This window comes from Rhizobium sp. 1399 (assembly GCF_031455475.1).
Lineage (GTDB): Bacteria > Pseudomonadota > Alphaproteobacteria > Rhizobiales > Rhizobiaceae > Rhizobium.
In genome coordinates this window covers 36,877-61,269 of the sequence record NZ_JAVDSU010000022.1, presented here as the reverse complement: position 1 = coordinate 61,269, position 24,393 = coordinate 36,877, and the positions used below count along the sequence as shown (strand labels likewise).

The following is a 24,393-nucleotide window of genomic DNA, read 5'->3' as shown; positions in this document are numbered from 1 at the left end:
TGACGGCATAGCTATAGACGCCCGATGCGCTGAGCACGAGACTGCCATAGGTGCCGTTCAGCGCCGTGCCGAGCGTGCCTGATGTCGCGCCGAAGACGACGGACGTGACCGTCTTGGTATCGCCGCCATCCGGATCGGTGTCGTTGGTCAGCACATTGCCGCTCGCAACCACGCCGCCTGAACCATTGGCAATGCCACCCTTCTCGGTCGCGTCGCCCGTATCGGCAACTGCCGTCGGCGTCGTGTTGCCAGGCGTCGACACGGCAATGTTGAAGGTCTCGTTGGCCGCAAGGCCGCCGAGGTCTGTCGCCGTCACCTTGACGCCATAGGTTCCGCCTGTCGTCGGCGTGCCGGAGAATGTCCGTGTCGTGGCGTTGAAGGCCAGCCAGGCGGGAAGCGCCGTGCCGTCGGCAGCAGTTGCCGTATAGGTCAGCGTCTCGGTGCTGTCGACATCGGTAAAGGTCGTGGTCGGCAGCACGAAGGAGAAGGCAGAGCCGACGGTGGCGTTCTGGGTGGTCGTCTGGACGGCCAGCACCGGTGCGTCGTTGGCACCATGGATGGTGACGGTCAGGTTTGCCGTGGCGGTGGCACCGGCAGTGTCGCGCATCGTGTAGCTGAAGACGTCGCTCAGCGTGTTGGTCGACTGGCGCAGCGCCTGGACGGCGGCATTGGTCTCGTTGACGGCATAGCTATAGACGCCCGATGCGCTGAGCACGAGACTGCCATAGGTGCCGTTCAGCGCCGTGCCGAGCGTGCCTGATGTCGCGCCGAAGCGGATCGCCGTAACCGTCTTGGTATCGCCGCCATCCGGATCGGTGTCGTTGGTCAGCACATTGCCGCTCGCAACCACCCCACCCGAACCATTGGCAACGCCACCCTTCTCGGTCGCGTCGCCTGCATCGGCAACCGCCGTCGGCGTCGTGTTCGAGCTCGGCGTCGTAAACATCACATCGACCCAATAATTCGTCGACGCAAAGGTGCTCGTGGGGAACAGACTGGCGCTGCCATAGGCGTATACGCCGTTGCCGCTGGCCGGCGCCGTCAGGGGGCCGCTCGTCACATTGGAGACGAAGTAGTTGGCGGTTGTCGAATAATGGCCGGTATTCGTATGGTAGGACGCCGTGTAAGTCTGTCCGGCCGTCAAGGCCACCGGGCTGGTAAAATAGGCAGTCTGCCAGCCGCTGGCAGTCTCGTTCGTGAAGGTGAGGGTCGCAATCCGCGTACCCGTGCTCGACCAGAGTGAGCCGGTATGCGTGCCGGTGTCCTGGCTGCCCTTGTAGAAACGAATACCGGTGACGGTCCCTGCCACGGAGGTTTGGAATTTGACCCCGAGCTCGACGGCTGACGTATCGTCGGTGTTGACGACAGCAGGCGTCCCCGCGCCGAAGAGAGAGTAAAAGCTCGCGCCGGTCACGGTGACCGTGCGTCCTGCCGTGGGTGCTTCAAGGTTGATGCTGTCGTCGACGGCCCGTGAGCGGATCGTGTAATTGCCCGCGATCTGCGGCGACCAGGTATAGGTCCAGTTCTCATCGCCTGTCGCCGGATGCCAGCTCGCTCCATTGTCTGTCGAGACCTCGACGCCGGCAATGACCCCGCCGCCCGTGTCGGTGGCGGTACCTGTAATCGTGACTGTAGAGCCAACGGTCGCCGTTGATGGCGCCGTGATGATGGAAGTCGGTGCAACATGATCCGTGGAGCCGGTCGCAGCGACGAGCCCGGATTGTAGCGTCCCAGGCTGAATGCCCATGTCGGCCAGCAAATTGACCATTGCCTGCTGCACGCGGGGATCGGTTGGCGTTGCCTCATTGTCGTGATTGTTGCTTAAGCCCCATGTCCAGTAGACAGTACCGGCGCCGAACACCAGTGCACCGCTCGGCGCACGATAAAGCGTCAGATTGTGGGTCGACGTCGCGTTGCCGGTCGTATTCCCGTAGTCGAGCAAGTAGGTGCTGACCGGAAGCGTCGTCGACGACAGCTTGACGAGGCCAGCCGGATCGAAGCCGTTGTCAACCGCTTCGTCCCATTCGTAACCAAGATAGTTCTTGGTCAGCGTTGCCGTCTGGCCGGGCTGAAGATTGGCAACGCTCGTATCGCGCCAGAAACGCAGATTGGCGTCGTCATAGGGAATAGTGATCGCCTGGAGATTGCTGCCGACATCGTCGACCTTGAACAACTGCCCTGTCAGCGAGTTTTCCGGGTTTCCGCCGCCGACGGCCGGTGGGCTGAGGCGCGGATCGCGGAACGTGCCCGTCCATTCGTTGGAAGGGTCGATGCTGGCGCTGGGCGACCATGTCTCCTTGTAGGAAATAAGGGTGCGATAAGGCGTGCCGTCGGCGCTGTAGGCATTGCCCCAACGGGTGCGCCAATAGACCTCGTTACCGCTCCAGAACATCAGGTTGACGCCCGCATCGCGCGCGGCTTCGACATTGGTTCTCTGCTGTCCAGACCAGTATTCGTCATGCCCGGCATCAATATAAGTCTGGTGATTGAGCAACAGGCTGCCATAGCGATCGACGTCGACACCCGACAGGTACGAAACATCATAACCATTCTGTTCCAGCCAGTAGATGCCCGCATATTCGGCGCCGAACAGATAGTCTTGCGGACCGGCAAAAGTGCCAACCCCGCCGCGGGTCGCAATCGGCCTGTTGTAACTGACCGCATAGGCGCGACCAGCGCCCTGCCCTGTCGCCGGACCATTGCCGCCGTAGAAGTTTGCGCCACCCCAGCCGTTATAGGCTTGCCAGGTCTGGTCAGCGGTCTGGAAAACGATATCGCTGTGGCTGTCATCGTCGCGCACGATGAACGGAATCTGATTTTCGCCGAAGGTGCCATCCTGCCGCACGAGCTTGGCGATATAAACGCCTGAGACAGCATCTTCAGGTACGGTCCACGAAGCCGAAACTGCCCAGTTGCCGGCATCCACGGTGCCGGTCGTGGCATTGCGCAACGGATTTGGTTGATTCTGCACGCCGGTGTGCTGAATGGTCGTGACCTTGCGCGCGCCCATGCCGCCATAATAGCCGAGGCGGTAGATATCGATCCGGTAATTGTTGGAATCCGTATCAATCTTGAAGCTGACCGTCTTGCCGTTGTCGACACTGATGTCGGTCGCAAATCCCTCGATATTGGAGCTGCCGGCCCCATCGATGCCCCACTCGCTCTCCGGATTGCCCGGCAGCAGGTTTTCCGCCACGACCTTGTTAGCGGGCGCCGCTGCCGCTGCGGCCGCTAGATTTTGCGTCGTTAACGACCGCTGCGTGATCGGCGGTGTGGTGACCGAACCGGAAAGGATGCCGACGCCCTTTGTGCCGGTTGCCGTTCCCATTTCTCCGCCGCCGGGCAACGATCCGTTCAAGTTCGTCGAGCCCGTCAACTTTGCGGTTCCGCGCCAGCTCGAGAGCGGGGATAAGTCACGATCAAGAAGCGGGTCGCTGACTGAGGCACCGATGGCCCGCTTGATCGTTGCTGCATAGTCCGGCCCTTCGGTCAGCCTCGTCCCCGGCAATTGACCATCCTGTTGAAGCATGGCGCCGCCATGGGCCCAATCGAGAATCCGCGTAGGGGACGTAAAATAGCCACATCCGCAGACACCAAAGGGCATGCCAAACGCCAATGAATTCGATCCACCGTGGTGCGCAGCAGCCGCTGCTGACGGGCTCGATTCGAGAATGACCACCTTGCCGGAGTGAGCGCGTGCACCCGCTACGGTGGCGGAACCTTGCCCTGACGCTGTCGGTGCGGGGCTCTGCGGCAGATACGGAGCCAGGGGATCGTCGCCTATGGTGCCCATGCCAGCATAGGTGCGATAAGGGGGCAATGCGGTGCCGTTCGCGTTCCGCTCGAAAGGTGCAAAAACCGGATTATGGGCCGACAGAACAGACGCGGCAGAATTTCCACTTCCAACACCCGTTTCGCGCGCCGCTGCGAAAGCATCCGCCAAGGATGGGGACACTTGGTCAATATCGCCCCGACCGTCTGCTTCGCCGACCGTTTCCGCTCTCGGTTCGTCATCATGTCCGCTGAGCACAAAATTGTTGTCGGGACTGCCGACAAGGGCACCCCCCTTGCTTCCACCCGCTGTCTGCGCGGATGTCGCAAGTTGAGCACTATCCTCGGGTCGATCGGCGCCCTTGCGCGGCCTTGCCTTTCCACTGGCGGCCAGCCACCGGGGAACCCACGAATCCATCATGAGTGAGCGCGAAGCCCACCGGCGAGCGTTGCGATACATGGTGTGCCCTCTCGCGAAATTACCAGGATCAAATCTATGAGGATCGTTCGATACGCGGACCTCCGATTATAATCGAAAAGTGGACGAGTATGTCCTACCCCTTTCGACCTACAGGCTGCATCCTTTAGGCAAACGGGCTTTTGCGTGGACGCGCGACTTGCCTTTCGCGAGACAACAAGCGGTATGGTCGTCGGATCTGCTTCGCATCACGCACGGCTACTGGCGCACCACGCCAAGCTCGCTGCCTTGCACACGCAGAAACTGACATCCAGTCGCTGTCGATTGCCAACTCCTCTTGGCAGAACATTCTGTCGCTCTTCCGCGGCAAACGGGATCGCGAAAAATTACCTGCTAGGTCACCGACCGGGCCTATACAAATCGAACCGCGCTTCGATGGAGCGCGGCCTTTGACGACGGCGACCTCGCAGGCTCTCAGAAGCAAGGAACGGGCACGAGACGCTGTCCCGGGGCCTGTTCGAGCGCACTGCGCCCGACCCCTTCTTCCGAGACGCATTCCAAAATCGACGCACGGCCTCAAAATTGAGCACGTCAGCACATCCGGGGTTTTTCCCATCCGAAAGAGCTATCGTTTGGCGCAATCTTCGCCCGTTCGGAGTATTGATGCTGCGCCGTAACGATATAGGCTCTGCGCCGCCGTGACAGCACGCCGAATCGAAAGATATCGGTTGCAAGGGAGGGAGTCCTAGCGCGGTCAAAATCTGGAAAAAGCGAGAAACTGACATGAGACAATCCATGGAGAGGGTCATGGAGCGGCGATTGAGTGCCATCCTCGCTGCCGATGTGGTTGGCTACAGCCGGCTCATGGGCATGGACGAGACGGGCACGCTGCAGGCTTTGAACCGCCATCGCTGCGAATTGGTCGACATCCGCATATCCGATTACAAGGGCCGTATCGTCAAACTGACGGGCGACGGCATCCTGGCCGAGTTTCAGAGCGTCGTGAATGCCGTGGCTTGCGCCGCCGAAATCCAGCGCAGCATGGCCGTGCGCAACGAAAACGTGCCGAAGGAAGAGCGCGTCGAATTCCGCATCGGCATCAATCTCGGCGATGTCGTGGTCGAAAATGACGATATTTTCGGCGACGGTGTCAACCTTGCCGCGCGCCTGGAAGGCATTGCTCCAGTTGGCGGCATTGCCGTATCGGCAACCGTTCGGGATCAGGTCGGTTCACGCCTCAATCTCGGCTTCGATTTTTTGGGTGAACACGTGTTCAAAAATATCCGCCAGCCGGTGCAGGTCTACACGGTTTCTTTCGAGAAGCCGAGTTCTGCCCGCCTCGTCGCGCAGAACCGCAACACCTGTTTCATCGCCGTCCTGCCTTTCACCAATATGAGCGGAGATGCCGATCAGGATTACTTCTCCGACGGCATCACCGAGGACATCATCACCGATCTTTCCAAGGTCTCCAGCCTGCATGTGGTGCCGCGCAACACCGTCTTCACCTATAAGGGCACATCGGTGAAGGTGAAGCAGGTCGCCCAGGAGCTTGGCGTGCGTTATATGCTGGAAGGCAGCGTGCGCATCGTCGGCAAGCGGGTGCGCATCTCCGGCCAGCTGATCGATACGACGAACGGCGATCATCTCTGGGCCGAACGCTATGATCGCGACCTCACCGATATCTTCGCCATCCAGGACGAGATCACCAACGCGATCGTCGGCCAGCTGAAGGTGCGGCTGCTGCCGGAGGAACGCAAGGCGATCGCCGCCGAGCCGACGGCCAATGTCGAAGCCTATACCTATTACCTGAGAGGAAGGCAGCTCTCCCATACCTGGACAAAATCCTATCTGCAGCTTGCCCGGCGCATGTTCTACAAGGCCGTCGAGCTCGATCCGGACTATGGCCGCGCCTATGCCGGCATCGCCGATTGCGATGCCGCGATCCGCGACTGGGCACCTGACGACGTGCCCTTGGAGCGTATCCTCGCAATGAGCGCCAGAGCCCTGGAACTCGATCCCGACCTCGCCGAGGCCCATGCCTCCCGCGGCCTGGCGCTGCATCAAAACGGCGAGGACGACGAGGCCACGGCATCCTTCGAACGCGCGCTGGCGCTCGATCCCAACCTCTATGAAGCAAATTTCCACTATGCCCGCATCTTCTTCATGCGCGGGAATTTCGCCGAGGCGGTGCATTACTTTAGCCGTGCCGCCGAAATCCGCCCCGACGACTATGTTTCGCCGATCCACCTGATGTCCTCATACCACTCTCTCGGACGGACGGTGGACAAGGAAAGCTGGGCGCGCATAGGCATTGAAAGAGCCGAGCGGGCGCTCAATCAGAACCCGGAAAATTCCGGCCCCGCCCATCGCGGCGCGCTTGCCCTTGCCCATCTCGGTGATGCGGCGCGGGCCTGCGATTGGGCCGCACGGGCAAGCGCCATCGATCCCGATGATATCGTCGCCCAATATAATCTCGCCTGCGTCCACTCCGTACTCGGCCATGTGGAACGGGCGATCGATATCCTGGAGGGCTTGCTGCCCCGCAGTTCAGTCTACCACATCAAATGGTTCACCCATGATTCCGACCTGGACAACCTGCGCCGGCATCCGCGCTTCATGAAACTTGTCGCGGAAGCGATGAAAGAGCGGGAACAGGTGGAAGCATAGGTCGCGGCAGAAGAAGGGCGCCAAACGCGGAGCGACCCTATGCTCTCGGCTGATAGGCAGCGTCCTGGGATATCGGGCAAACGGGCTTCTTCTCTGTCAGCGCCTATACCAAGGTCCAGTTTGGTGTCTCCACCACTCTGATAATTCTCCGGGTTGAGAAGCGTAGAGCGAGGCCTAGCTTCCTTTTACCATCCACCTGAAACCCAAAGCCCGGGAGCCTTTCGATGAAGTCCAAAGTAGCTGATGTCCTGACAGAGGTGCTGCATTCGGCCGGAGTCAAGCGGATATATGGCGTAGTCGGAGACAGCCTGAACGGGCTTACGGAAGCGCTTCGAAAAAGAGGCGACATCGAGTGGGTCCATACCCGTCATGAAGAAACGGCAGCCTTCGCGGCGGGGGCCGAAGCCCACCTCAGTGGCGAACTGGCCGTGTGCGCCGGAAGCTGCGGCCCGGGCAACCTCCACCTCATCAACGGCCTGTTCGACTGCCATCGCTCGCGGGTCCCCGTCCTGGCCATTGCCGCGCAAATACCTTCGGCCGAAATCGGCAGAGGTTATTTCCAGGAAACGCATCCCGACCAGCTATTCCGGGAATGCAGCCACTATTGCGAACTTGTCAGCCATCCGGAACAATTGCCGGCAGTCATCGAAACGGCCATTCGCACGGCTATCGGAAAGCGCGGCGTTGCCGTCGTGGTCATTTCCGGCGACGTGGCATTGAGCGATTTCACCGCGAAGATTTCGACACCGGCCGCACTCACGCTGTCCCAGCCGAACGTCGTGCCGGCGAACGATCAGATCGATCGATTGTCGGAGCTGCTCAACAACAGTTCGAAAGTCACCCTTCTGTGCGGACGCGGTTGCGAAGGGGCGCATGACGAATTGATCGCCTTTGCGGATCGGCTCAAGGCGCCCATTGTCCACGCGCTCGGCGGCAAGGAACATGTCGAGTGGGACAATCCCTTCGATGTCGGCATGACCGGTCTGATCGGCTTCTCTTCGGGTTACAAGGCCATGCTGGAGTGTGACACGCTTCTTATGCTCGGCACCGATTTCCCATATCGGCAGTTCTACCCAACCGACGCCAAGATCGCGCAGGTGGACATTCGCCCGGAAAATCTTGGCCGCAGGGCCTCGCTGGATCTCGCAATCGTCGGCGACGTCAAATCGACACTGGCGGCAATGCTGCCGAAGCTGACGGAGCGAACGGACCGGGATCATCTGGATGCCTGCCTTGCCGCCTATAAGAAGGCGCGGGAAGGCCTCGACGACCTCGCCACCGGCAGAGAGGGCGGCAAGATTCATCCGCAATATGTTGCACGCCTTCTGAGCGAACATGCCTCCGACGACGCCGTTTTCACCTTCGATGTCGGGACCCCCACGATCTGGGCTGCACGCTACCTGAAAATGAACGGAAAGCGTCGCCTGATCGGATCCCTGGTTCACGGGTCGATGGCCAACGCCCTTCCCCAGGCAATAGGCGCACAGGCAACATATAAGGAGCGCCAGATCATCAGCATGTCCGGCGATGGTGGCTTTGCCATGTTGATGGGTGACTTCCTGACGCTCGTTCAGCAGAATCTGCCGGTGAAGGTCGTCGTCTTCAACAATTCCGTTCTCGGATTCGTGGCGATGGAAATGAAGGCTTCCGGCTTCCTTGAGACCGGCACCGAACTCAAGAATCCGGATTTTGCGGCGGTTGCCCGCGCAGCCGGAGTCCATGGCGTTCGCGTGGAGGATCCCGCCGAACTCGACGGTGCCATCAGGGAAATCCTGGCGCATCCCGGCCCGGCACTGCTCGACGTCGTTACCAATACGCAGGAATTGTCGATGCCGCCCAGGATCGAAGCAGCGCAAGTGAAGGGTTTCGGTCTCTGGACCATTCGCGCGGTGATGAACGGCCGGGGAGACGAACTCGTGGACCTGACTGTCTCGAATTTCCTGTCTCGGTGAGTCGGACGCTACAGTAGATGGAAACCCTGCCGACGGCTTCGACCCCGGCCGGCAGGTTGTAGAAGCCGATGAAGCTTGATTCAATTCAGATAGGCATCGCGCCAATCACTGCCAGAACCGATCGTCATGCCAGCCTCGTTGAACAGATGAACGAAAGGTTCTCGTATGACGATCGGGATCCGTTCGCCCGAGACTGCCCGGCTGATGCCACGCAGTGCCACGGTGAAGCCATTCCCGGTCGCCGTCCCGGCATGGATGATCGTTTCCGAACCGAGGACCTCGGTGTCGCCGACCACGATCTGCAGGCTGCCCTCTCCGATTTCGCAATGTTCGGGCCTTATGCCGAATGTGACCGGGGCGCCATCGGGCAAATCGACTTGGCGACCGGGCAAGGGAATGTGGGTGCCGTCCTCAAGCGAAACGCCCATCATGTCACCACTGCGCGCGATCCGGCCCGCGAGAAGGTTCATGGGCGGTGCGCCAAGAAAGCGGGCGACGAAAAGGTTGGCCGGGCGCGCATAAAGCTCGATCGGCGGGCCGACCTGTTCGATGCGGCCTTCGTTGAGCACGACGATCTGGTCGGCCATGGTCATTGCCTCGACCTGATCATGCGTGACGTAGACCATCGTCGACTTCAGCCGCCGATGCAGGCTGATCAGTTCCCCGCGCATCTTTACACGCAGTTCGGCATCGAGATTGGAGAGCGGCTCGTCGAAGAGAAAGGCCTTCGGCTCCTTGACGATGGCGCGGCCGATCGCAACACGCTGGCTCTGGCCGCCGGACAGCTGGCTCGGGCGACGGCTCATCAGGTGCTCGATCTGCAGAATATTGGCCGCCTTGGCGACGCGGGCGGCGATCTCCTGCCTGGCAAGTTTCTGGTTCTCCAGGCCGAATTTGAGGTTCTGCTCGACATTCATGTGCGGATAAAGCGCATAGGACTGGAAGACCATCGCCATGCCGCGCGCGGATGGCAGAAGATGGTCGCAGCGCTGGCCATCGATGCGGATTTCCCCTGACGTGACCTCCTCCAGCCCTGCCATCATGCGCAAGAGGGTCGACTTACCACAGCCGGACGGCCCGACAAAGACGGTGAACGAACCGTCGGCGATAGCGAGATCAATACCGTGTATGACTTCGAGACTTTGAAAGGCCTTGCGGACTGCCTTGAGTTCAATGCCGGCCATTATGCCACCGTCTTAAGTTCAATCGACTGGCCCGCTTCGATGGGCGTGTTCCCGGCAAGGCGATGCTTCAAATCGTCCACCGAGATTTCAGCGACCCTGAGGCTGCCTCCGAGCACGGCGAGAGTGAGACCATCGCCCTTGCGGGTCAATGTGCCGAATGCGCTGCCGGCTGACCAAAATAGACGATAGTCGCCTTGCACTTTCGGTGCGAAGGCAAGCGTGCCGGAGACGAAATCGGCGCTGAGCCCCGAGAAGGCGTTGACCAGCTGCCAGGCCGACATCGAGCGTGCGTAATAGGAGCCGCATTCGATATCGTTCCAGGGGTTGCGGCGCGAACCGTCATGGCGGTTGCGGGCGCCGCAGACAATATCCATGCCCTCCTCGATGAGGCCATGCATGATGAGGTGCGAGGCGGCCATATATTCGATGCCGGTCCAGACCTCTTCGGCATAGGGCGCAGCGACCATCGGCTGGCGAATGCCTTCGGGATAGGTTGCGATCAACAGCCCGGCCTCGTCCTCATACGCGTAATTGCGGCAGGGGTTGAAGTGATCTTCCAGCGTCGGGCGGAAGTTGTTCCTGTGAACCGATTTCAGCGCGATCCTGACCTTGTCGGCATCGAGGAACCCGCCGATCCCGGCGACCTCCGCATGCCATTGGCCGAGGATCTGATCGGAGATGCAGCCCTCGCCCATCTGGTATTTGAGCTCCTGGAATTCCTCCGACCAGTAGGTTTCCATGAAACCATCGGCGAGAACGCCGGCGGCGCGGCCGACATCGAAGGGTATCAGCACGTCCTTGTCGGAGAGATCGATCTTCTGAGTGAACCAACGGCCGTTGAAGAGTTCGGAATTGATATAGGCCGCACCGGCTTTGCCCATGCGCGCCGTCTTTTCCGAGAGCTCGGTATCGCCGAGGACCGCCGCCATTTCGGAAACGCCGAGAAGGGCCGCCACATACATGGAGGCGAGCCACGAGTTCGGCCCGAACAGTTCCATATCGAGGGTCTGATGCTGGCGGCCTGAGAGAATGCCGGTCCGATCGGGATCCCAACGGTCAGGATTTTCGGGCGACCAGGCATATTCGATGGCTCGTTTGACATTCGGCCAGTAGCGGCGCAGCCACTCGGTATCGCCGCAAAGCTTCCAGTCTCGATAGGTCTTGATGATCGCGCCGAAATGCCCGTCGGCGCAGGGGCCGATAATATCGAAACCTGAGCCTAGCGGCAACTTCTGGCGGAAAGTCAGCCCGCCGGTCGGCAACTGGTTGTAGCTGAATTCGGTCTCGCGCAGCGTCCGCTCGATGGCAGGGAAAAGATGAGAGACCGCCTGCTGGTAATTCCAGACATGGGTGCAGGTGCCCTCGCAGGAGCCATCCTGGGTATGTTGGCCCTCCCAGGCCCAGAGTTCGCCATTCTCCAGCCGGATGCAGGTCGCGGTGCGCAGCAGCGCCAGCGTCGCGCTCGCCGCGTCCTTGACTTCTGCCGGAAGCGTCGTTTCGAAAAGTCCGTTGCGGAAGGCTTCGGTTTGCAAGTGCAATGCGTCCCAGCGCGTCAGGGCTTCAGTACCGCTTGCGGTCGAATCCGCCCATTGCGTCGCATAATAGTTCGTCCAGCTCGGCGTTGGCCGATCGGGAATGGCCCCATCAGGCTTGTCGCGATAGGCCCAGTAGACATCGCCTTGCGGGAAATTCCAGGTGATGACGAAGCGTACCTTCTTGCGCTCACCGGGCGCGAGGGCGAAGCGAGCGCCGAGCGTGCCGTGTTCCGGCTGCAGGCTCATGTGCCGGGAGCTGCGCGGTTCATCGTAGTGTCGCTTCGGCAGACGACCGGGCCTTGCAAACTCCTTCCAGTAGACCGAGAGATCGTCGAACCACTGGCCCCGATAGTGATGGTCGGTATGCTCGACATCATCGGCATCCGTTGCAATCGTCAGATCGCCGCGTTGCGTCGCCGGCAGGGTCGTATCGGACGAGGTCAGATGCAGGCTGCTGATCCCACCTTCCTGTCTGAACGTGTGGATGCCGCTGTTCGAGCCATAATTGCCGAGCGTGCCGGCAAGCGTATAGGCCAGTTCGTCCGCGGTATCGTTGACAACATCGAATTCGAACATCGCAACCGGCATCGAGGAATCGCGGTCGTTGTGGGGAATGAAAGGGCTCAGCGCCGTCAGCCTGACGCCGCCTGGGAAACGCTGATCGTTAAAGACGAGATCGGCGATCGGGAAACGCCCGTAAAAATCGACCTCTTGGAAATGCGGCACGCCGACCAGCGTCTGGCGGTTGGCGCCATGGCCAAAACCGTCGAACATCTTGCGCAGGCCCGGCGCGCCGGAAGGGTTCAGATCATAGGGGCCGTTGAGCACACGGGCATCGACCAGTTCCCCACCCTTCTCGGCCTTGATGGCGAAATGCGAGTAGCCGTTATAGCCCTGCAGCGCCGGCCGGTTGCGGATCGACCAATCGATCAGCCGGCCGCTGCCGGAGATCGACAGGCCGCCGGAGCCGATGCCGCCGAGAGGAAAAGCAATATGGCGCGTGCGCGCGCCTTTATAGGCAAAGCGAGGTTCGATGGAAGCGAGATCATCCCACATGAAATCAATGTCCCTGATGTTAGTTCTTGATGCCGCTCATCGTGATGCCTTCGATCACGAATTTCTGGGCGAGGAGAAAGAGGAGAACGACGGGCAGGATCGACATGCTCATCGCCGCCATCACCACCGAGAGATTGCCGGAGGCCATGTAGCCGCGCAGCACGTCCATCGCGACGGGAAGCGTCAGCGATTCATTCGAGCTCAAAAGCACCTTAGCCTGGAAATAATAGTTCCAGGTCTGGGTGAAAGTGATAATGCCGAGGGCAGAGAGTGCCGGGCGAAGCTGCGGTAGCGAGATCCGCCAGAAGATTTTGAAATAGCCGGCGCCATCCATCAGCGCCGCTTCCTCCAGCGCCTTCGGCTGGCTGAGCATGAATTGCCGCACCAGGAAGATGCCGAAACTGGAGGTGAGATACATAAGCGCCAGCCCGATCGGCTTGTCGAGCAGGCCGAGCCGCGCATAGCCGAGATAGATCGGCAGGATCGTCACCTGGGCTGGAAACATCAGTCCGATAAGCAGGATGAAGAACAATGTATCGCGTCCGCGGAAGTTCAGCCTGGCGAAGGCGAAAGCCGCGAACGTGCAGGTCACCATCTGGCCGACGGTGACGATGACGGCGATCATGACCGAGTTGAAATAGATCTCCAGGAACGGCACGCGCGAGGCCAGCACCTGCCGATAGTTGGTGAGGTCGAAATTCGGCGGCAGGAAGCTCGGCGGCAGCTTGTAGGCATCCGAGACCGGCCGGAACGACATCGAAAACAACCAGAGGAAAGGCAGCAGCATGCCGATCGCCATCACCACCATGGTGGCGATCATCGCCCAGTCGATCCAGCGCCGGGCCGCGCGTGTCTGCATCATACTGTTCATTGCTGCACCCACTTGCGCGAGAGGACCTGCTGGAGGGCGGTGATGATGAGGATGATCACGGTCATGACGACGGAGATCGAGGCGGCATAGCCGATCTGGAAGCTGCCGAAACCCTCCTCGACGATCTGGATCGACAGCGAGCGCGTGGCATCACCCGGACCGCCCTGCGTCAGGATGACGATCGATTCGAACACCTGCAGCGCGCCGATCGAGGCGTAGACGATGCAGAAGAAGACGACCGGCGAGATATAGGGCAGCGTGATGCGGAAGAACTGGCGCCAGGCAGGCGTCCCGTCCATCACCGCCGCCTCCAGGATATTCTTCGGCACGCCCTGCAGGGCTGCAATGAAGATGATCATGAAGAAGCCGGTATTCTTCCAGACGTCCATGATGATGATCGAGGTCATCGCCTGGCCGGCATCGGTGAGCCAGCGTACACCCGGCAGACCGATCAGCCGCAGGTAATAATTGATGACGCCGAGATCATCGCCATAAAAATAAGTCCAGACGATCGAGACGAAGGCGGCAGCGATGATGACGGGCAGAAAGAAGGCGAGCCGGAAGAAATAGAGCAGCCAGCCCGGCATGGCGCGGTTCAGCGCCAGCGCCAGTACAAGCCCGATCGAAACGTTGAAGGTGACGGCAAAGAGCGCAAAGCGCAGCGTGTTCCACAGGATCTGAAGCGAGCGCTGATCGGTGAAGAAGCGGACGAAGTTGTCGAAACCAACCCATTGCGAACCGAGCATTGGATCGTAATAGGCAAAGGCGAGGATCGTTGTGACGATGACAGGCGCGATGACGAAGGTCAGGTAAAGCACCGTTGCCGGCAGCACGAAGAGATAGCCGGTCGCTGCCTGTGCGCGGCGTAGCTGTGAAGGCTGGTGTCTTTCGAAAGTGGCGGTCATGGCATCTGCTCGAATGGCGGACATGGTTTGTCATCCGCCGCGCCCGGAATGGCAGATGCCTGCATGGCAACATGCCACCCGGCCGCGACGGCGGGAGGGCGATCGTGAGAACCCTAGATCGATCAGCCGCCCATGCGCTTCTTCAGCCGCTCGAAGGAGGCGTTGAGCTCTGCATCTGCCTGCCTCACGCCATCGGCAATCGAGACCTCGCCGGCCATCATTGCCGTGTAGTAGCGGATGAAGATCTTCTCGACCTCCTGGAAATTGGCGGGAGACGGCACAGCCTTGGTGTTCGGCAGCGTCTGGTAATAGAGCGCGGCACTCGGCGGGAAGCTCAGGAACCCCGGGGTCTCGGCGGCCGACTTGCGGCCGGGAACGCCACCACCCTTTTCGCCCTCCTCCTTCTGCGTCTCCTCGCTTGTCAGCTCAAGGATCAGCGCCTTGGCAAGATCGGGCTCTTTGCTCGTCTTGGCGACAGCGTAACCGCCGAAGCCGATCACGGTCGTGTCGGTCACCTTGCTCGGCGGAATGGCGACATCCATGTTGAGCTTGTTGTTCTTGGCGCTCTGGACGATCCAGTGGCCGCGACTGATCATCGCCACCTGGCCGGCCATGAACTGGTTGTCCATCATATCCTTGCCAGGGATCGGCGAGACGCCGTCGACATGGATGAGGTCATGGAGGAACTGCAGGCTTTCGGCGACCTTGGGGTCGAGCATGTTGGATGCCGTCCACTCGTCGTTGATAGCGCCGGTGCCATTCGAGAAGAACCATGGCTGGACGAAGAAGTTCTGGTTCGGCACCTCATAACCGAACTGGGTGACATTGCCCGACGCATCCTTGACCGTCAGCTTCTTGGCGACGTCGCGGAATTCGTCCCAGGTCCATTTGCCGTCCTTCGGATAGGCAATCCCGGCCTTGTCGAACAGATCCCTGTTGTAGTTGATCATGATGTTGTTCCAGCCGATCGGGATATAGTTGATATCCCCCTTGTAGCTCGACTGCTTGAAGAGGCTCGGCGCGAAGTCGGAAAAGCCGGGATTGGCGGCCACGAAATCGTTGAGCGGCAGAAAAAGAGAGCGCGACGAGAAGCTCTGGAAGGTCTCGATCGCCGTGCCATAGACATCGGCCTGCTGGCCGGAATTGAACTGGCTGAAGACCTTGGTGACATAGTCGCCCCACCCGGTCGAAATCGGATCGACGGAAAGCTCGACCTTGACGTTGGGATATTTCTTGTTGAAACGCGCAATCGCGTTGGTCATGGCCGATAGCTCGGCATCACCGCCGAAGCCCTGCATCTTCAGGGTCGCCGTGACATCCGATTGCGCAAAGGCGCGGCCGACACTTGCGCCGACGGCAAGAGCGGCAGACGAAATCAGCAGCGAACGCCGCGAGAACTCATGCATGTGATCCTCCCTTTGCGCCACCTCCGGCGCGTTCCCATATGTCCCGGCCTCCACCGGTCGAAACGTTTCGTATGCTCTTTCTCAGATATCGCGGACCCAGTTCCACTCCGGTTCCGCGTTGCGTCATTTGCTTAGTCGAAACGTTTCGTATAAGAGCATCAGAACGCTCTCATGGCAAGAGGGCCCGAGAAAAAGCTCCGGAGGGACGGGATGGCCACCATCAAGGATGTGGCGAAACGGGCGGGTGTCGCCATATCGACGGCTTCAGCTGCACTCAATCGTTCAGCTCCCGTCAGCGACGAGGTGATTGCCAAGGTCGAAGCCGCCGTTCGCGACATCGGATATATCCCGCATGGCGGCGCGCGCAGCCTGCGCATGGGCCGATCGCGGCTGATCGGCCTGATATTGCCCGATATCACCAACCCACATTTCGCCAAGGTCGCCAAGGTCGTCGAATCCGCCTGCCTCAATGCCGGTTACATGGCGGCGGTCTATTCGACGAGCGAGGATCATGATCGCGAGCAGCAGATCTTGACCATGATGCGCATGCAGCGCGTCGAAGGGCTCATCATTATTCCGACACGCTCGGATGCCGAACATGGCGCCCGCATGGTCGACAAGATCCATGTGCCGACGATCCTGCTCGACAGCTTCATCGAGGGCTTGCCCTATGACGTGATCAAGCTAGACAATATCGCCGCCGGCCGCATCGCCACGGAGCATCTGATCGGCCTTGGTCACAGACGGATTGCAGTGACCGTCGGGCGCAACAACATCATCACCGGTGAAGATCGTCTTGCCGGCTATATGCAAGCCCATGCTGCCCATGACCTGCCGGTTGATCCAGGTCTGCTGCTTCAGGGGCGTTTCGACCAGGCGCTCGCGCACGACAGCACGATCAGGCGCATGCGCGAGCCGGATCCGCCGACCGCGATTTTTGCACTGTCGAACATGATGACGCTCGGCGTCCTGAATGCGCTGCGCGAATTGGGTATTAGAGTGCCTGATGACGTCTCGGTCATCGGGATAGACGATTTCGATTTTGCAAACATCATGAACCCACCGCCGACAGTCGTTGCGGCCCCGGTGCTTGAGATGGCCCAAAAGGCGATCTCCACGCTTCTCAGCGAGATCTCCGACAAAACGCCGCCAAGTGCCGCGCGGACGATCTTTTCCCCAAAGCTGATCCTTCGCGAATCCTGCGCGGCACCCGCAGCCGAGCGGGCAGAGAGCATAACCTGAGAAGCAGCAGTCGATTGAGATCGGCGCGGCGTCGCATACCATTGTGTTCGCTTCATAAAAGCATCATGCGCATTTGCAATGAGAAGCACTGAACTGCTCGCCATCCTCAGTCATCACACGGATTGTCTTCATGAAATTGTCTTTGACCGCCGCGCGTCTGTCACCAACAGCCTCGCCCCGCCTTCTCGTACTCGCCGAAACAGCCCTCAAGGCAGGAGAGACGGCGCGCAATGCGCTCAGACGACGCACGGCCGCCGAGATGGTCCACAAGGCGCCGCGCGATTACCAGACGGAAATCGATGTCGCGGTTGAACGGATCATCGTCGAGGAGATGATGGGCGCATTCCCCGCCTATGCGATCCAGGGCGAGGAAGAGGTCGGCAACCGGCAGGCCGGCGCGGATGCACCGGTCATCTATATCGACCCGATCGACGGCACGACCAATTTCGCCTGGGGCATCCCGCATTTCGGCATGACGATCTCGATCGCCGAGGCCGGCCGTGTCGTTGCGGGCGTCGTCTATGACGCCATGCAGGACGAGCTCTTCAGTGCGGAGGCCGGCAGCGGCGCCTGGCTGAACGGCGAACAGATCCATTGCGCCGCGGTTGCCGATATCCAGAACGTGCTCGTCGGTGCCGGCCTGCCGATCCCCGGCCAGGTCAAGGCGGTCCCGGAAGAGCTTTATTTCGATGCCGTCAAGCGCCTTATGGCCAATACCGCCGGCGTGCGTCGTCTCGGTTCGGCAGCGCTTTCGATCACCTATGTCGCCTGCGGCCGGCTGGACGGCTTTTTCGAGGACGGCCTGTCGGTCCATGACTTTGGCGCCTCGGCACTGATGGTCGAGGAAGCGGGCGGTATCGTCACGAGATTTTCAGGCGCCGCCGTCACCGGCAAAGGCGACATCCTGGCGGCAAGCAAGGCACTCTATCCCTGGCTGCAGGAAGGTTTTCAGCCGAAGGCCTAAGACACGTCAGGCCGTAAAGAGCGGCTGCACGGTTGCAGCCGTTTGTGCCACTGCCGACTGGTGGATCAGCGCATTGTCGCGAAAGGCTAAGAAGCCGGAGCAGCTGGTGGTGACGACCATCCCGGCTCTGATCATGTCGGTCGGCGCAACCATTGCCTTCAGCCTGACATGATCGGCAAGGTCGATATCGACAATCTTGTGCGTGCCGAAATCGCTGACCCGGTGGACGGTCGCGTCTGCCGCCCGGCTGACAGGGCGCACCGTCAGGGCTTCCGGGCGCATCGCCAGCGTCACCGGACCATCCGCAGCGGGAATGGAAAAGCCGAAAAGCGGATGCGTGCAGACCCCGTTGCGGATCTCGCTCTCAACGAAATTCATCGAGCCTATGAAGCCCGCGACGAAAGCCGTCTGTGGCTCGCGATAGATTGTGCTCGGCGGAGCCACCTGTTCTGTGCGGCCATCGCGCATGACGACGATGCGGTCGGCAAGTGCCAGGGCCTCGTCCTGACCGTGGGTGACGAACAATGTCGTGATGCCGAGCCGCTGCTGGATGTCGCGGACCTCCTCTCGCAACCGCTCGCGCAGATGCTGGTCGAGGCTGGCGAAAGGCTCGTCCAGCAGCAGGATCTTCGGCTCAAGAACGAGCAAGCGGGCAAGTGCGACACGCTGCTGCTGGCCGCCGGAAAGCTGAGTCACTGCGCGCCGCCCGTAATCGGCAAGGCCGACGAGGGCGAGAGCGTCCTCGACGCGCTGGCGGATTTCGGCCTTCGGCAGGCGCCGCAGCTTCAGGCCGAAGGCGATATTGTTGAAGACATCCATATGCGTCCAGAGTGCATGGCTCTGGAAGACCATGCCGGTCGGGCGCCGCTCCGGCGGCAGATTCGTCACATCCCTGGCGTCGATGCGAATGCTGCCTTCGCTCGGCCGCTCGAAGCCGCCGATCATGCGAAGCAGCGTCGATTTGCCGGAGCCTGATGGGCCGAGCAGGCAGACGAGTTCGCCGTCACCGACCTCGAGCGAGAAGTCGCGGACGGCAAAGGTGTGGCCGAAGCTCTTCGCAACGCCTTCGATCGCCAGATGTGCCATTCTTGAAACCCTTTCTGCCGGCGCTCAGGCGCCGAAGCCCCGCGCGAAGGCGCCCGTCCCGACGACGCGCCGCGCAAATATCAATGCCGCAAAGGACGGCACCCACAGCATGACGGAGAGGACCGCGCCATATTGCACGACGATCTGGTTGTTGATGAAGCTGATCATCAGCACCGGCATGGTACGGATCTCCGGCGCACCGATCAGCCAGGCGCCCTCCGTCTCATAGAAAGTGCCGACGAAGGTCAGAAGCACTGCCGCCGATATCGTCGGCGCAGCCTGCGGCAAGGTGATCGACCAGAAGACGCGAAGCGGCGTGGCACCGGCGTCGCGTGCTGCCTCCTCCATGCGCCGGTCGACATTCTGGAAGGCGGCAACGGGAATCCAGATCATCAGCATCAGCGTGCCGACGAGCTGGATCAGCACCACGCCCCAGAAGGTGCTGATCAGCCCCATCTGCAGGAAGATGCCGGCAATCGCCACCAGCAGGCCGAATTTCGGAAAGGCATGTGAAGCGAGGAACGACAGGAACAGGATATTGCGGCCAGGAAAACGCATTCTTGCGAAAGCATAGGCGGCCGGAAGGCAGATGATTGCCGAAAGCAGCGTCACCGTCGCCGTCAGCCGCAGGCTGAGAAACAGCGCATCCCAGACATCCTTGCGCGCCAGCGTCTGCGACCAGAAACGCAGGCCGAACTGCTGGGGAATGACGGAAGGATAGCGCCAGACCTCGGTGAAGGCCCAGGTGGCGACAACCAGCAGCGGCAGTGCGATGAACAGCGTGAGCAGGAGCGAAAGAGCAAAGCCTGTCCAATCGAATTTCAAGGCGGTCGACTGGCGCATCATCGGCCCTCGCGATTGCGGGCGATCGACCAGACGTAGAAGATGCCGAAGAGAAGACAGAAGCCGAAGGTGATGACCGCCTGCGTGAGCGCACTCAGCGGATCGTTCATGTCGGCAAAGGTGCGCTGCATGAAAGGCCCCATCATCTCCGGCGAGGCGGGACCGAGCACATAGGGCAGTGTGAAGGCTGAGAATATGCCGAGAACGGCAAAGGAAGCGGTGACCAGCAGGGAATTGCCCATGCGCGGCAGAATGATCGAGACAAAGACCCTGAAAGGCGTCGCGCCGACGTCGCGGGCTGCCTCGATGGAGCTATTGGAAACGGACGTGAGCCCCGCCGTCAGCATCAGCACGGTCAAGGGCAGATTGTCCCAGACGAGGCCGATGACCGGTCCCCAGGGCGTCAGATAGGGGCTCGGCAGCTTGGGAAGGCCGACGGCATTGAGCAGGATGTCGACCGTGCCATTCGGTCCGATCGTGCGGATCAGCGCATAGGAAAGGATGATCGAGGGCACGAACATGGGAAAGATCGCGAGGCCCTGCACATAGGCGGCAAGGCGACCGCCGGAAAAGCGTAGGTAGAGGGCAATCGGAAGGCCGATCACAAGCAAAAGCAGGCCGCAGATGAAAGTCGTCCACAGCGTCAGCCAGAGGTTGGCCAGACTGTAACCATCAGTGAAGAAGAATTGGTAGGAGGCAAGCGAAAACTCGGTCGTCCCGTCCGGCTGACGGACGAAGATGGTGGTCGTAATCGCCGAGAAGATCGGAAAGATGATCAGCCAGCCGACCAGAAAGACCGGCATGCCGACGAGGAGGAGCCCGTAAAGGCTCCCCCTGCCTGGAGACTGAGCGCGGCGCGTGACCGCAGGCTGCGCGGCATCCAACGCCATCAGGTGCGGCTGATTCCGGGAGCGACGTTGCGATACCAGCCATCATTGATCGCCTTTTCCCAATCGCCGCCCGGGAAGGTCGGGATGGTCGCCGGGATGACGTCGGCATATTTCTTACGCAGGTCTTCAGAAATGTGATCCCAGGAAACGCCCGGGAAGCCGCCGATCTCGGTGATGATGGCTTCCTGCATCTCGCTCGTCAGCATGAAGGCTGCGAGCTTGAGGGCGGCGTCCTTGTTGGCGCCGTTCGTGAAGATCGTCATGGAGGAAAAACCGCCGCAGAGCGCGAGGTCGGAGAGCTGCACGAGGCCGGTCGTCTCGGGCAGAACGCCCTGGGAGATCGCCTGCAGGACCTGGTCGGACCAGACCGGAGCGATGGTGACGACGCCCTGGGCGAGCAGCTGGATCGACTGCGTGTTGCCGGCGGTATAGGCGCCCTTCTGGTAGAGCGACGGCGCGAGATCGTTGAGGATCTGCCAGGCCGGCGTCAGCGTCTGGCTGGCATAGTCGGCAGTAAAATTGTCGATCTTGAACTTCTTCGGATCGCGGCCGTTGGCTTCATGGATGGCACGGCGGACGAAATTGCCGCCCGAACCGCCCTTGTCCGGACGATTGTAGATGAACTGGCCGGGATTGGCCTTGATCCAGGCCGTCAGCTGTTCCCAGGTCTTCGGCGCATCCTTCTGGTCGAGCTTGGTCTTGTCATAGGCAAGCAGAACCTGCGAGCCGCGATAGGGCAGCGCGTAGGGCGTATCGAAAGCGAGCGGGTTGACGCGGTCGAAGCCCTGGACATTCTCAGCGGAGAACTTCACCCAGAGACCGGCATCAATACCACCGGCCGGAAGGCGCGGATCAAACTGTTCGAAGAGATCGGCCTGCGGATCGGTCTTGGTCTTAAGTGCTGCAAGAGTACGGTCGGCAATGGCGCGCAGGCCATTATTGTCGCCGGCATCGATAACCTTCAGCGTGACGTCCGGATGAGCTTTTTCGAAAGCCGGACGGATGATGTTGTTCCAGAGGTCGATGATATTGGAATCCGAGCCGCTGTAGAGGTCGATCGTGCCTGCGGCGGCCGAGGCGAAGCGCGGAAGAGCCAGAAGGCCCGCAGCCGCCGACGATGTGATCAGAAATTCGCGTCTATTCATATCCTGTCTCCCTTCGCTATCGAGGCTGCGCCCCAGATGAGTTCTGAGACTTGCTAGCCCTGGCGCGTAACATCGGAATGACAGAAGCGAAGAGAAATGCACACGTGTGCCAGGCCGCCTCCCGATTTTCGTCGGGCATTCCCCGACGATGGCATCTTCGACGAAGGGGCGGCAAAATTCCAGGCGCCGCCGGCCGGATCCGGATCATCAACCCGATCGACAGGACATCAATTTTGTTTGCGGCGGCGACGTCTTGTCGGGTTGGGGTGGCCCTCGAGCGAGGACCACCTATTTCGACGTCGTCAGCGTACTGACTTGAAAGCCGCTCTCACTTCCTCGGCGAAGAGCTGGGGCTGCTCCCAGGCGGCAAAATGCCCGCCTTTTTCGACCTGATGATAGTATGTCAGCGAGGGATAGGCCTGCTTGGCCCAGCTTTCCGGTGCACGATAGATCTCCTTCGGAAATACCGTGATGCCAACCGGGATTTTGATGTCCTTCGTCTTCTGCGCCTCGGCGCTGAAGTTGTTGTTGTTGTTCTCCCAATAGAACCGCGATGACGATGCGCCGGAATTCGTCAGCCAGTAGAGCGTGATGTCATCAAGCATTTCGTCCTTGGAAAAAACGCGCTCGGGAACGCCGCCACTGTCGCTCCATTGGGCAAATTTCTCGTAGATCCAGGACGCCAGGCCAGACGGCGAGTCGGCAAGCGAATAGCCGATCGTCTGCGGCCGGGTCACCATTATCGCGCCATAGGCAGCATTTCGTCCGAAGAAGGTGCTCAAGGAATTATACGCTTCTCGCTCGGGCGACGACAGGCTCGCGGGGGCCGGGTCTCCGCTGTTGATGGCCTTCATGAGGTCGCCCGGAACCGTCGCGGGCATATTGAGATGGATTGCCAGCAAGCCCTTCGGCGCCTGGCGCGCCAACGCGTCGGAGATCACCGAACCATGATCGCCACCTTGAGAGACATAGTGGTCATAGCCGAGCCGCTTCATCAGGACGTCCCAAGCGCGGGCGACCCGCTCCGGTCCCCAGCCCTGATCGACCGGATGCCCGGAAAATCCGTAGCCCGGTATCGAGGGGATGACCACGTCGAACGCATCTTCCGGCCGGCCACCATATGCCGTCGGGTCCGTAAGAGGACCTATGGTCTTGATGAACTCAAATACCGATCCGGGCCAGCCATGTGTCAGAATGATAGGAAGAGCGTTGGGATGGCGCGAACGAACATGGATGAACTGGATGTCGACACCGTCGATCGTGGTGACAAATTCCGGCAATGCATTGAGCTGCGCCTCGGCCTTGCGCCAGTCGTACTGAGTGCCCCAATAGCGAACCAGTTCCTGGACCTGTGACAGCTGGATACCCTGAGAGGCGTCGTCGACCGTCTCCTTGTCTGGCCATCGGGTGTCAGTGATGCGTCTGCGCAGGTCGTCGAGTTGCGACTGCGGAACGTGGATCTGGAACGGACGGATGCCGTCGTCTGAACTCGTAGCTTTCGTGGCGGCACCCGAAGCAAGATCGGCGGCGTGGGCCGGCAATGCATAGGCTGCCGGAATGAGCAACAGAGAACCAAACGCTATGGCGATTACTCGATCGGCGATGCCACGCCGCGTTGAAACATTGTCGGTCTTCGTCATGAAACACTCTCCTTCGATTGCGGCAGCATTCGCAGCGCCTGTTAACGAAGAGCGGTTTCAAGGATTGAGGTGTCCCGCATATTTCGAAAATCGGCTGAAGTGTATCAGCGTGTACCGGCGGCGCAGATTGCCGGCAGTCCTCCCCAGGCGTATCCTTCGAATGATCCGCGGTCGGCTGCATTGGCAGGGGCACCCATGACGCCCCTGCGAACAGCGAAAGCACGACTATTTGCTGTCCCGAGGATTATGGCCGCAAACGCAGGTTGGAGATCCCCTTGGAAGATCGAACAGTGCAAAGGACATTGGAGCGCCATTGGGAGGCTTCGGACGCAAACGATTTCGACGTCGAACACGAGATCTATCACGAAGATGCCTTTTTGGATTATCCGCAATCAGGGGAGCGGATCCGCGGCAGGCACAACATTCACGAAAGCCGGTTCGTCCAGCCAAACAAGAAGCAGTTTACAGTCCGACGAATTATCGGCAGCGGAGATCTGTGGGTCACCGAATTCACACTCACCTATGATGGCACGCCCTCTCATGCCGTCAGCATCATGGAATTTCGTGACGGGCTGGTGGCCCGTGAAACGCAATATTTCGCCGATAGCTTCGAGCCATCACCTTCTCGGGCACATCTTACAGAGCGGATGACGAAATAGACTTTTCCTTGATGGGGCAAATTCCCGCTTAATTCACGACGCAAGCATTTGCGCGTCATCGAGAGCCGGGAAAGTGGCCATGTTCCCCGCATAGCTGGGAAGTGCGGAAAGCGCGATCACGATCTGTGGCGCGCGCTTCCCTAGCGTTAAAGCTGGCTT

16 protein-coding genes are annotated in these 24,393 nt (G+C 60.4%); 5 read left to right on the top strand and 11 right to left on the bottom strand.

Features of this window, described 5'->3' with window-relative positions; genetic code table 11:
- The coding region (locus J2X71_RS36675; protein ID WP_310390326.1) for a N,N-dimethylformamidase beta subunit family domain-containing protein at positions 1 to 4,231 on the bottom strand (4,231 nt) is incomplete at its 3' end.
- A gap of 765 nt (positions 4,232 to 4,996) precedes the next feature.
- Here J2X71_RS36675 and J2X71_RS36670 point away from each other — a divergent pair.
- Together J2X71_RS36670 and poxB are read left to right on the top strand one after the other, a co-directional pair.
- Entirely contained in the window at positions 4,997 to 6,856 is a 1,860-nt protein-coding gene (locus tag J2X71_RS36670; protein ID WP_310390329.1) for a TPR end-of-group domain-containing protein, read from the top strand.
- A gap of 224 nt (positions 6,857 to 7,080) precedes the next feature.
- Positions 7,081 to 8,808, top strand: a complete 1,728-nt coding sequence (gene poxB / locus J2X71_RS36665) for a ubiquinone-dependent pyruvate dehydrogenase (protein ID WP_310390325.1) — start codon at positions 7,081 to 7,083, stop codon at positions 8,806 to 8,808.
- Between the two features lie 80 nt (positions 8,809 to 8,888).
- Here the strand turns inward: poxB and J2X71_RS36660 are convergent, their stop codons facing one another.
- The 5 genes from J2X71_RS36660 to J2X71_RS36640 all read right to left on the bottom strand — a co-directional run bounded on the left by J2X71_RS36660 (position 8,889) and on the right by J2X71_RS36640 (position 15,765).
- Positions 8,889 to 9,992, bottom strand: a complete 1,104-nt coding sequence (locus tag J2X71_RS36660) for a sn-glycerol-3-phosphate ABC transporter ATP-binding protein UgpC (protein WP_310390324.1) — start codon at positions 9,990 to 9,992, stop codon at positions 8,889 to 8,891.
- Positions 9,992 to 12,583 (bottom strand): GH116 family glycosyl-hydrolase, encoded by a 2,592-nt coding sequence (locus J2X71_RS36655; RefSeq protein ID WP_310390323.1) that lies wholly within the window; start codon positions 12,581 to 12,583, stop codon positions 9,992 to 9,994. The genes J2X71_RS36660 and J2X71_RS36655 overlap by 1 nt, the downstream gene beginning before the upstream one ends.
- Positions 12,584 to 12,602: 19 nt before the next feature.
- Entirely contained in the window at positions 12,603 to 13,454 is an 852-nt protein-coding gene (locus J2X71_RS36650) for a carbohydrate ABC transporter permease (protein ID WP_310390322.1), read from the bottom strand.
- Entirely contained in the window at positions 13,451 to 14,383 is a 933-nt protein-coding gene (locus J2X71_RS36645) for a sugar ABC transporter permease (protein WP_310390321.1), read from the bottom strand. Before J2X71_RS36645 ends, J2X71_RS36650 begins: the two co-directional genes overlap by 4 nt.
- A gap of 98 nt (positions 14,384 to 14,481) precedes the next feature.
- Positions 14,482 to 15,765, bottom strand: coding sequence for a sugar ABC transporter substrate-binding protein (locus J2X71_RS36640; protein ID WP_310390320.1), 1,284 nt, complete (start codon positions 15,763 to 15,765; stop codon positions 14,482 to 14,484).
- 210 nt (positions 15,766 to 15,975) lie between these two features.
- On the opposite strand from J2X71_RS36640, the gene J2X71_RS36635 reads away from it, so the two are divergent.
- Positions 15,976 to 17,007: a LacI family DNA-binding transcriptional regulator gene (locus tag J2X71_RS36635; protein ID WP_310390319.1), complete on the top strand. Its 1,032-nt coding sequence runs from the start codon at positions 15,976 to 15,978 to the stop codon at positions 17,005 to 17,007.
- A 130-nt stretch (positions 17,008 to 17,137) separates the two neighbouring features.
- Complete coding sequence (locus J2X71_RS36630) at positions 17,138 to 17,971, top strand: inositol monophosphatase family protein (protein ID WP_310390318.1); 834 nt, start codon at positions 17,138 to 17,140, stop codon at positions 17,969 to 17,971.
- 6 nt (positions 17,972 to 17,977) lie between these two features.
- On the opposite strand, the gene J2X71_RS36625 is transcribed toward J2X71_RS36630, so the two are convergent.
- The 5 genes from J2X71_RS36625 to J2X71_RS36605 form a co-directional block, all read right to left on the bottom strand.
- Positions 17,978 to 19,057, bottom strand: a complete 1,080-nt coding sequence (locus J2X71_RS36625; protein WP_310390317.1) for an ABC transporter ATP-binding protein — start codon at positions 19,055 to 19,057, stop codon at positions 17,978 to 17,980.
- Positions 19,058 to 19,081: 24 nt separating this feature from the next.
- Positions 19,082 to 19,903, bottom strand: a complete 822-nt coding sequence (locus tag J2X71_RS36620) for an ABC transporter permease subunit (RefSeq protein ID WP_113323833.1) — start codon at positions 19,901 to 19,903, stop codon at positions 19,082 to 19,084.
- Complete coding sequence (locus J2X71_RS36615) at positions 19,900 to 20,790, bottom strand: ABC transporter permease subunit (protein ID WP_310390315.1); 891 nt, start codon at positions 20,788 to 20,790, stop codon at positions 19,900 to 19,902. Before J2X71_RS36615 ends, J2X71_RS36620 begins: the two co-directional genes overlap by 4 nt.
- Positions 20,790 to 21,935, bottom strand: coding sequence for an extracellular solute-binding protein (locus tag J2X71_RS36610; RefSeq protein WP_310390313.1), 1,146 nt, complete (start codon positions 21,933 to 21,935; stop codon positions 20,790 to 20,792). The genes J2X71_RS36615 and J2X71_RS36610 overlap by 1 nt, the downstream gene beginning before the upstream one ends.
- Before the next feature lie 302 nt (positions 21,936 to 22,237).
- Positions 22,238 to 23,575, bottom strand: coding sequence for an epoxide hydrolase (locus J2X71_RS36605; protein ID WP_310390311.1), 1,338 nt, complete (start codon positions 23,573 to 23,575; stop codon positions 22,238 to 22,240).
- A 275-nt stretch (positions 23,576 to 23,850) separates the two neighbouring features.
- Between J2X71_RS36605 and J2X71_RS36600 the strand changes: the two genes are divergently transcribed.
- Positions 23,851 to 24,234, top strand: a complete 384-nt coding sequence (locus tag J2X71_RS36600; protein WP_310390328.1) for a nuclear transport factor 2 family protein — start codon at positions 23,851 to 23,853, stop codon at positions 24,232 to 24,234.
- Positions 24,235 to 24,393 lie beyond the last annotated feature (159 nt).

Bases quoted from the DNA above. Each gene is read 5' to 3' on its own strand.
- J2X71_RS36635 (WP_310390319.1), top strand. From the start codon at position 15,976: ATGGCCACCATCAAGGATGTGGCGAAACGGGCGGGTGTCGCCATATCG.
- J2X71_RS36620 (WP_113323833.1), bottom strand. From the start codon at position 19,903: ATGATGCGCCAGTCGACCGCCTTGAAATTCGATTGGACAGGCTTTGCT.
- J2X71_RS36645 (WP_310390321.1), bottom strand. From the start codon at position 14,383: ATGTCCGCCATTCGAGCAGATGCCATGACCGCCACTTTCGAAAGACAC.
- J2X71_RS36605 (WP_310390311.1), bottom strand. From the start codon at position 23,575: ATGACGAAGACCGACAATGTTTCAACGCGGCGTGGCATCGCCGATCGA.
- J2X71_RS36640 (WP_310390320.1), bottom strand. From the start codon at position 15,765: ATGCATGAGTTCTCGCGGCGTTCGCTGCTGATTTCGTCTGCCGCTCTT.
- J2X71_RS36670 (WP_310390329.1), top strand. From the start codon at position 4,997: ATGGAGCGGCGATTGAGTGCCATCCTCGCTGCCGATGTGGTTGGCTAC.
- J2X71_RS36660 (WP_310390324.1), bottom strand. From the start codon at position 9,992: ATGGCCGGCATTGAACTCAAGGCAGTCCGCAAGGCCTTTCAAAGTCTC.
- J2X71_RS36650 (WP_310390322.1), bottom strand. From the start codon at position 13,454: ATGAACAGTATGATGCAGACACGCGCGGCCCGGCGCTGGATCGACTGG.
- J2X71_RS36615 (WP_310390315.1), bottom strand. From the start codon at position 20,790: ATGGCGTTGGATGCCGCGCAGCCTGCGGTCACGCGCCGCGCTCAGTCT.
- J2X71_RS36630 (WP_310390318.1), top strand. From the start codon at position 17,138: ATGAAATTGTCTTTGACCGCCGCGCGTCTGTCACCAACAGCCTCGCCC.
- poxB (WP_310390325.1), top strand. From the start codon at position 7,081: ATGAAGTCCAAAGTAGCTGATGTCCTGACAGAGGTGCTGCATTCGGCC.
- J2X71_RS36625 (WP_310390317.1), bottom strand. From the start codon at position 19,057: ATGGCACATCTGGCGATCGAAGGCGTTGCGAAGAGCTTCGGCCACACC.
- J2X71_RS36610 (WP_310390313.1), bottom strand. From the start codon at position 21,935: ATGAATAGACGCGAATTTCTGATCACATCGTCGGCGGCTGCGGGCCTT.
- J2X71_RS36655 (WP_310390323.1), bottom strand. From the start codon at position 12,583: ATGTGGGATGATCTCGCTTCCATCGAACCTCGCTTTGCCTATAAAGGC.